General features: G+C 68.0%; 5 protein-coding genes. 1 reads left to right on the top strand and 4 read right to left on the bottom strand.

All coding sequences use genetic code 11. From position 1 onward, the window contains the following. The 4 genes from VD811_05340 to VD811_05325 form a co-directional block, all read right to left on the bottom strand. Window positions 1-353: hypothetical protein (locus VD811_05340; GenBank protein HXV20401.1), on the bottom strand; the 353-nt coding region annotated here is incomplete at its 3' end. 131 nt (window positions 354-484) lie between these two features. Further along, a complete protein-coding gene (locus VD811_05335) occupies window positions 485-1,066 on the bottom strand; it encodes a phosphatase PAP2 family protein (protein ID HXV20400.1) in 582 nt (193 codons plus the stop codon). After that, window positions 1,057-2,268, bottom strand: a complete 1,212-nt coding sequence (locus VD811_05330) for a glycosyltransferase family 1 protein (protein ID HXV20399.1) — start codon at window positions 2,266-2,268, stop codon at window positions 1,057-1,059. Before VD811_05330 ends, VD811_05335 begins: the two co-directional genes overlap by 10 nt. Further along, window positions 2,265-3,446 (bottom strand): hybrid sensor histidine kinase/response regulator, encoded by a 1,182-nt coding sequence (locus VD811_05325; protein ID HXV20398.1) that lies wholly within the window; start codon window positions 3,444-3,446, stop codon window positions 2,265-2,267. Before VD811_05325 ends, VD811_05330 begins: the two co-directional genes overlap by 4 nt. Window positions 3,447-3,755: 309 nt before the next feature. On the opposite strand from VD811_05325, the gene VD811_05320 reads away from it, so the two are divergent. Further along, complete coding sequence (locus VD811_05320; GenBank protein HXV20397.1) at window positions 3,756-5,540, top strand: hypothetical protein; 1,785 nt, start codon at window positions 3,756-3,758, stop codon at window positions 5,538-5,540. Window positions 5,541-5,787: the final 247 nt, after the last annotated feature.

The following is a 5,787-nucleotide window of genomic DNA, read 5'->3' as shown; positions in this document are numbered from 1 at the left end:
ACCACCACGATCTCGTCGTAGATGTCCTCGAAGTCCCGCCGCATCGCCCGATCGAGGACGCCGTCGAGGCGCTCCGCCTCGCCAACCGTCATCGGCTGCCGGTCGGCGATCTCGGTGATCGGATAGCGGCCGTAGAGCTCGAAACCGAAGCGCCGGAAGAGAATAGAGAAGATCTTGCCGCGGGTCGCCAGGCCGCAAGGGCGGCCATCGGCCACCAGCGCCAGGGCCTCGAGTTCACGCCCGGCGAAGAAGCGGTCGGCGACCTCGGTGATCCGCGTCGCGGGCGAGATGGTCTCCAGGGAGGTGATGAAGGTGCCGACGGCGGGGGAATCGTTCTGAGGCGGATTCGCCATGGTTTTACCTGTTATCTAAAATTGGAAATGGCTCGCGACTTTGACGGTAACCGGCGCCGGTTAGCCGGCGTCGAGGAGACGGTTATTTTCCCATTGGCCCCTGGCAGACCTGCCTGCGTACAGGATGTTGCCTAAAAACCGATCAACCCCGCCAGCAGCCGGGCCGTCCCGAGACCGATGCCGCTGCCGAGGGCGGCGCCGGCCAGCACGTCGGTGGGATAGTGGCAGCCGAGAAAAACCCTGGAGAGGCCGATGAGGAGTGCGACCGGGAAGAAGAAGAGCTCCGAGCCCGGAACGAGCACGGCGTAATTGCCACAGACGGCAAAGGCGGTCATGGTGTGCCCGGAGGGGAAGGAGAAGCGGTCGGGCGGCGCCAGCAGGCACGGCAGATCGCACCAGGTTTCGTAAGGCCGCGGCCGGCCGATGAGGTTCTTGACCGCCATGAACAGGGTGACGGAGAGCGCGACGGCCAGCGCCGCGCCGAGCACCGCCCAGCGGGTCGGGCCGGAGCCGACCGCCAGCAGCACCATGCCGCTCACCCACCAGAGCGGCCCGTCGCCGAGGCGGCTGGCGAACAGGCAGAGGGCGGTCAGCGGGGCATACCGGCGCAGGTCGAAGAGACGCTGCATCAGCACGACTTCCCGCGTGGTGACGTGGCGACTGATGAAAGCGGTCCACCCCTTGCCCCGCAGTGAAGCTTCGATCACGGACATGATTGCACTCCTTTCCCGGCGACTGCCCCAGGCAGCATCGCCGGCTTTGCGGTGGTGACGACTTCGATGTAGCGCCGGCGCACTACGGAATTGATCGTTTCCCAGTCCTGGCCGGCCGCGAACTCGCGGGCATTCGCTGACATACCCGCCATCCGGGCGGGATCGGCGATCAGGCCGGCGAGAGCGGCGGTCAGGGCCTCGGCCCCGACCTGCCCGACCAGCAGGCCGGTTTCGCCATGGCGGACCACGTCGCGCGGTCCCGGCACGTCGAAGGCGACCGCCGGCAGCCCCGAAGCCATCGCTTCGAGCAGCACGTTGCCGAAGGTGTCGCTCAGAGACGGGAAGACGAACAGGTCGGCAGAAGCGTAGAGCCGGGCCAGCTCCTCGCCGCGCCGATAGCCGGTGAAGATCACCCGCGGGTCGCCGGCCGCCTCGAGCTTCACCCGCAGTGGACCGTCGCCGATCAGCAGCAGCCGCACCGGCGACGCCGGGGAAAGCCGGCTGAAGGCAGCCAGCAGCGTTTCCAGGTTCTTTTCCGCCGCCAGGCGACCGCAACAGGCGAGGACGACGGCGTTTTCCGGAACACCGAGCTGCCGGCGCAATTCAGCGTCACGCTTGCCCGGGTGGAAGTGCCTGCAATTCACCCCGCGGCTCCAGATTTCCACCCGTTCGAACCCTTTCTCCCCCAGTTGGTCACGGATCGAGGGGGTCGGACAGAAGGTGGCGGCGGTGGCGTTGTGGAAGCTGCGCAGATAGCGCCAGGCGGTGCCCTCCAGCCAGCCGGCGCCGTAGAGCCGCAGGTAGTGGGCGAAACTGGTGTGATAGGAGCTGACCACCGGCAGCCCGAGCCTTCGGCTCGCCTGCAACGCCACCCAGCCGAGCGGTCCTTCGGTGGCGATGTGGACGACGTCGGGACGGAAACTGGCCAATTCCTGCGCAACGGTTGCCGGAGTCACGACGGGAAGGCGCACCTCGGGATAGAACGGCAGCGGGACGGCACGGAAACCAACGGCCGATACGCCGTCCGGCAAATGGCTTTGCGGATAACGGGGAATGAACAGGCGGACGGTGTCGCCGCAGGCGACGAAAGACTCGACCAGCTTTTCCAGGGAGCGGGAGACGCCGTTGACCTGGGGAAACCAGGTCTCTGAAACGAGCGCGATGCGCAGGGAAGAGAGGAGAGTCGCGTCAGTGCGGCTCATGCATTGCTCCCAGCCGGCAGGGCGGGGAAGCGGACAATGAAGCAGCTCCCCTCGCCGGGCACGCTCTGCACCTCGACGCTGCCGCCCATGGCCCGGGTCAGGGTGCGGCAGATGTAGAGGCCGAGGCCGCTCCCCCGGGTCTTTCCGGCCGAACCTTCGCCGCGGTAGAATCGCTCGAAAACACGGTCGATCTCTGCCGCCGGGATGCCCGGTCCATGGTCTTCGACTTCCAGGGTCACCCCCGCCTCGGCGTTGTCGTGCAGGCGGAGGACAATCTCCTTCCGCGCTTCACTGTACTTGATGGCATTCTCGACCAGACTGGAAATCACCAGGCTGGCGGCGGTGCGGCTGAGGAACCGAGGCGGCAGCGGGGCCGTGGCCGCGAGCCGGACCGCTATCCGCTTGGCCGCCGCCAGCGGCCGGCAGCGTTCGATCGTCTCGGCCGCCAGTTCATCCAGCGCCACTTTTTCCAGCGGCAGCTCGAAAACGCCGGCTTCGAGCCGACGGCAGAGGAGAAAACCTTCGGCGAGCGACTCGAGGTGCAGGGCGCTGCGCTGAATGGACTGCAGGCCTTCGTCCAGCGGCAGGGCGGATGTCCCCTTGACCAGCAGGCTGGAATAGCCGCCGATGATCAGCAGCTGGTTGCGCAGCTCGTGGAAGAGCATCTCCTGAAAATCGCCTTCCAGGGCCGCGCCGGCCCGCAGCGTCGCCATCCCGTCCGCCAGCGCCTGCCGCTCCCGGCGCCGGGCCAGCAGGTTGCGGGCCTGCAGGGCCACCTCCCTGACCGAATAGGGCTTGGCCAGGTAGGCGTCGGCCCCCAGCTCCAGACCGCGCAGGCGGTCATCGAGCGAACCGAGGGCCGTCATCATGAGGATCGGCGTCGAGGCGAGCTCCGCATCGTGGTGGCCGCGGATCAGCCGGCAGATCTCCCAGCCGTCGAGATCCGGCAGCAGCAGGTCGAGCAGGATCAGGTCGGGCCGCTCGGCGCCGACCAGCCGGCAGGCGCTCAGGCCGTCATGGGCGGTGAGGACATCGAAGCCGCCGCGCCGCAGGTTGTACTCCAGCACTTCGGCCAGCTCCACTTCGTCCTCGACGATCAGGATTTTCCCCGTGGTCATCACGGCCGGCCGCACGTTGCCGCCTGTAGCCTCTGCTCGCACCGTAAGCTCGTTCACCATCGCGATTCTCCATCGGCAGCCGGGCGAACCTGGCCTCGCCGCCTGCTTCCGCCGATTCTTGCCGGGAAGCTTAAGGGAGGGATGTTACGGATCGGTTATGCGGGCTTTGGAGTTTTGTTAGTTTTTGCGGGAAGCGGCTGAAGCCGGGAGCCGCGATCAGCGCGGATTGCGGCCGGGGGAAGAAAATCATTTTGGCAATGCTCAGCTTATTTGATACAACCTTAAGGTGATTCGACGGGACATTTCCCGCATCCTGGATTTCAGCATGGAGAGACTCACATGACCCGAATCCCTGGAGGTCCTGCTGCGATGTCTGCGCGCAAACTCTCGCCCCTTCTTCTCGCCGTGCAACTGTTGGCGCTCGTTTTGACCGTTCCCGACGGGGCCTGGGCCGGTTCCGCATGCAGGCAGGGGGATGCGGCCCGCATCTGGACGGCGCCCCTCACAGCACGGCCGGGCGAGCGGCTGGAGGTCATGGCGGTGGCGACCGACGGCGAGCTGCTGGAGCTGCTGATCACTGACCCCGCGGGCCGCCGGAGCGAACTGCCCGCCGTCCGGGGCGGCGGGCCGCCCTGGAGCCTGCGGGGGGAATTGCCCGGACCGACCCCCGGCAGCTACCGCATCGAGGCGAAGCGCGCCGGTCGGGTGGTAGCCTGCACCGAGGTAGAAGTCGGCGGCGGCGCCGGCAATCGGGGCAGCGGGGAGTGGGACCTGGCGACGCAGGCGCTCTACGCGGCCTGGGTCGAGCACCTCTTCGACGCCCCGCCCGAGCAGTCCCTGAGCTTCCCGTCCCTGGAGCCCGTCCTGCGCGACCGGGGTCGCAACTTCCTCTACGACTACCTGAACAGAGGGGAGGACCAGCAGGTCCCCGCCGAGCCCGATTGCGCCGACCTCTCCTATTTTCTGCGCGCCTACTTCGCCTGGAAACTCGGCCTCCCCGTCGCCTATCGCGCCTGCGACCGAGGGAGCGCCAACCGCCCGCCGCGCTGCGGCCCGCCGGTGATCGACCGCACCTTCACCCGCACCGCCGCCTCCGCCGGCGCCTTCCGGCAGGCGAGCCACAGGATCATGGACCGGGTCACCTCCGGGGTCGGACGTACGGCGCTGCGCGACGACGCCACCGATTTCTATCCGGTGCCGCTTTCGCGCTCGGCGCTGTGGCCCGGCACCGTCTTCGCCGACCCCTACGGCCACACCCTGATCATCGCCAAGTGGGTTCCCCAGACGGCGAATCGCAGCGGGCTCCTGCTCGCGGTGGACGCCCAGCCCGACAACTCGGTCGCCCGCAAGCGTTATTGGGAGGGGAACTTCCTCTTTGCCCAGACCCCAAGCGCCGGCCCCGGCTTCAAGGCCTACCGGGCCCCGGTCGCCAGCGGCGCCAAGGGCGGCTGGCGCCAGCCGCCCAACGACGCCCATGGCGACCGCACCGGCCTGCCGCCCTTTGCAGCCGAGCAGGCGGGGCTTGCGCCCGGCGACTTCTATGCGCGCATGGAGCGGCTCATCAACCCGCACGGACTCGACCCGGATGCGGCCTACGCGGCCACCCTGGAGGCGCTGATGGAGCAGATCGAGACCCGCGTGCGCTCGGTCGACAACGGCGAGGAGTACATGCGCGCCCACCCGGGAACGGTCGTCCCCATGCCGCGCGGCCCGGCCATCTTCGAGACCACCGGCCCCTGGGAAGACTACGCGACCCCATCCCGGGACATGCGCATCCTGATCGCCCTGAAGGTACTGGCCGACCTGCCCGAGCGCATCCGCCGCCATCCGGAGCTCTACGTGCTGCGGGGCGAAAGCGCGGCGGCCGCCGCCGAGCGGATCGAGCGGCTGCACGCCGCGCGCCTCCGGGAGCGCCACATCACCTATACCCGCAGCGACGGCAGCCCCTGGCGGCTGAGCCTGGCCGAGATCTACGCGCGCCGGTCCGGACTGGAGATCGCCTACAACCCCAACGACTGCGTGGAACGGCGCTGGGGCGCCGCCCCCGGCACGCCGGACTTCGGCACCTGCCGCCGCCGGTCGCCCGCCGAGCAGCGCACGCGCATGGAGGAGTACCGTCCCTGGTTCCGCGAGGCCCGCCGGCCCCCGCGCTAGCGTCGTGTTTCACTCTTGATTCGACCGGGCACCGGGGAATCAACCTGCCGAAAGCAAATTTCTATCCGGGACCAGCAGAGGCCGTAGTGCGCTGCGATTTCTGTCTTGCGGCTACCTGGCGCTTCGAAGTCCCTTGTCAGATTCCGAATCTCCTGCTTGATCGGTTCGGGTTTGGCAGCAAACTTTTGGCCGCGGCCAGCAACCTGCTCTCACCCCTCCATTGATCACTCACCCCCGGTATCTCATC

This window comes from Desulfuromonadales bacterium (genome assembly GCA_035620395.1).
In the GTDB taxonomy this organism is placed as follows: Bacteria; Desulfobacterota; Desulfuromonadia; order Desulfuromonadales; family DASPGW01; genus DASPGW01.
The sequence above is the reverse complement of the archived record's forward strand: the minus strand, read 5'-3'. Positions and strand labels throughout refer to the sequence as shown.

Excerpts from the sequence above, each read along its gene's own strand:
- VD811_05325 (HXV20398.1), bottom strand. The coding sequence starts at position 3,446 with ATGGTGAACGAGCTTACGGTGCGAGCAGAGGCTACAGGCGGCAACGTG.
- VD811_05330 (HXV20399.1), bottom strand. The coding sequence starts at position 2,268 with ATGAGCCGCACTGACGCGACTCTCCTCTCTTCCCTGCGCATCGCGCTC.
- VD811_05320 (HXV20397.1), top strand. The coding sequence starts at position 3,756 with ATGTCTGCGCGCAAACTCTCGCCCCTTCTTCTCGCCGTGCAACTGTTG.
- VD811_05335 (HXV20400.1), bottom strand. The coding sequence starts at position 1,066 with ATGTCCGTGATCGAAGCTTCACTGCGGGGCAAGGGGTGGACCGCTTTC.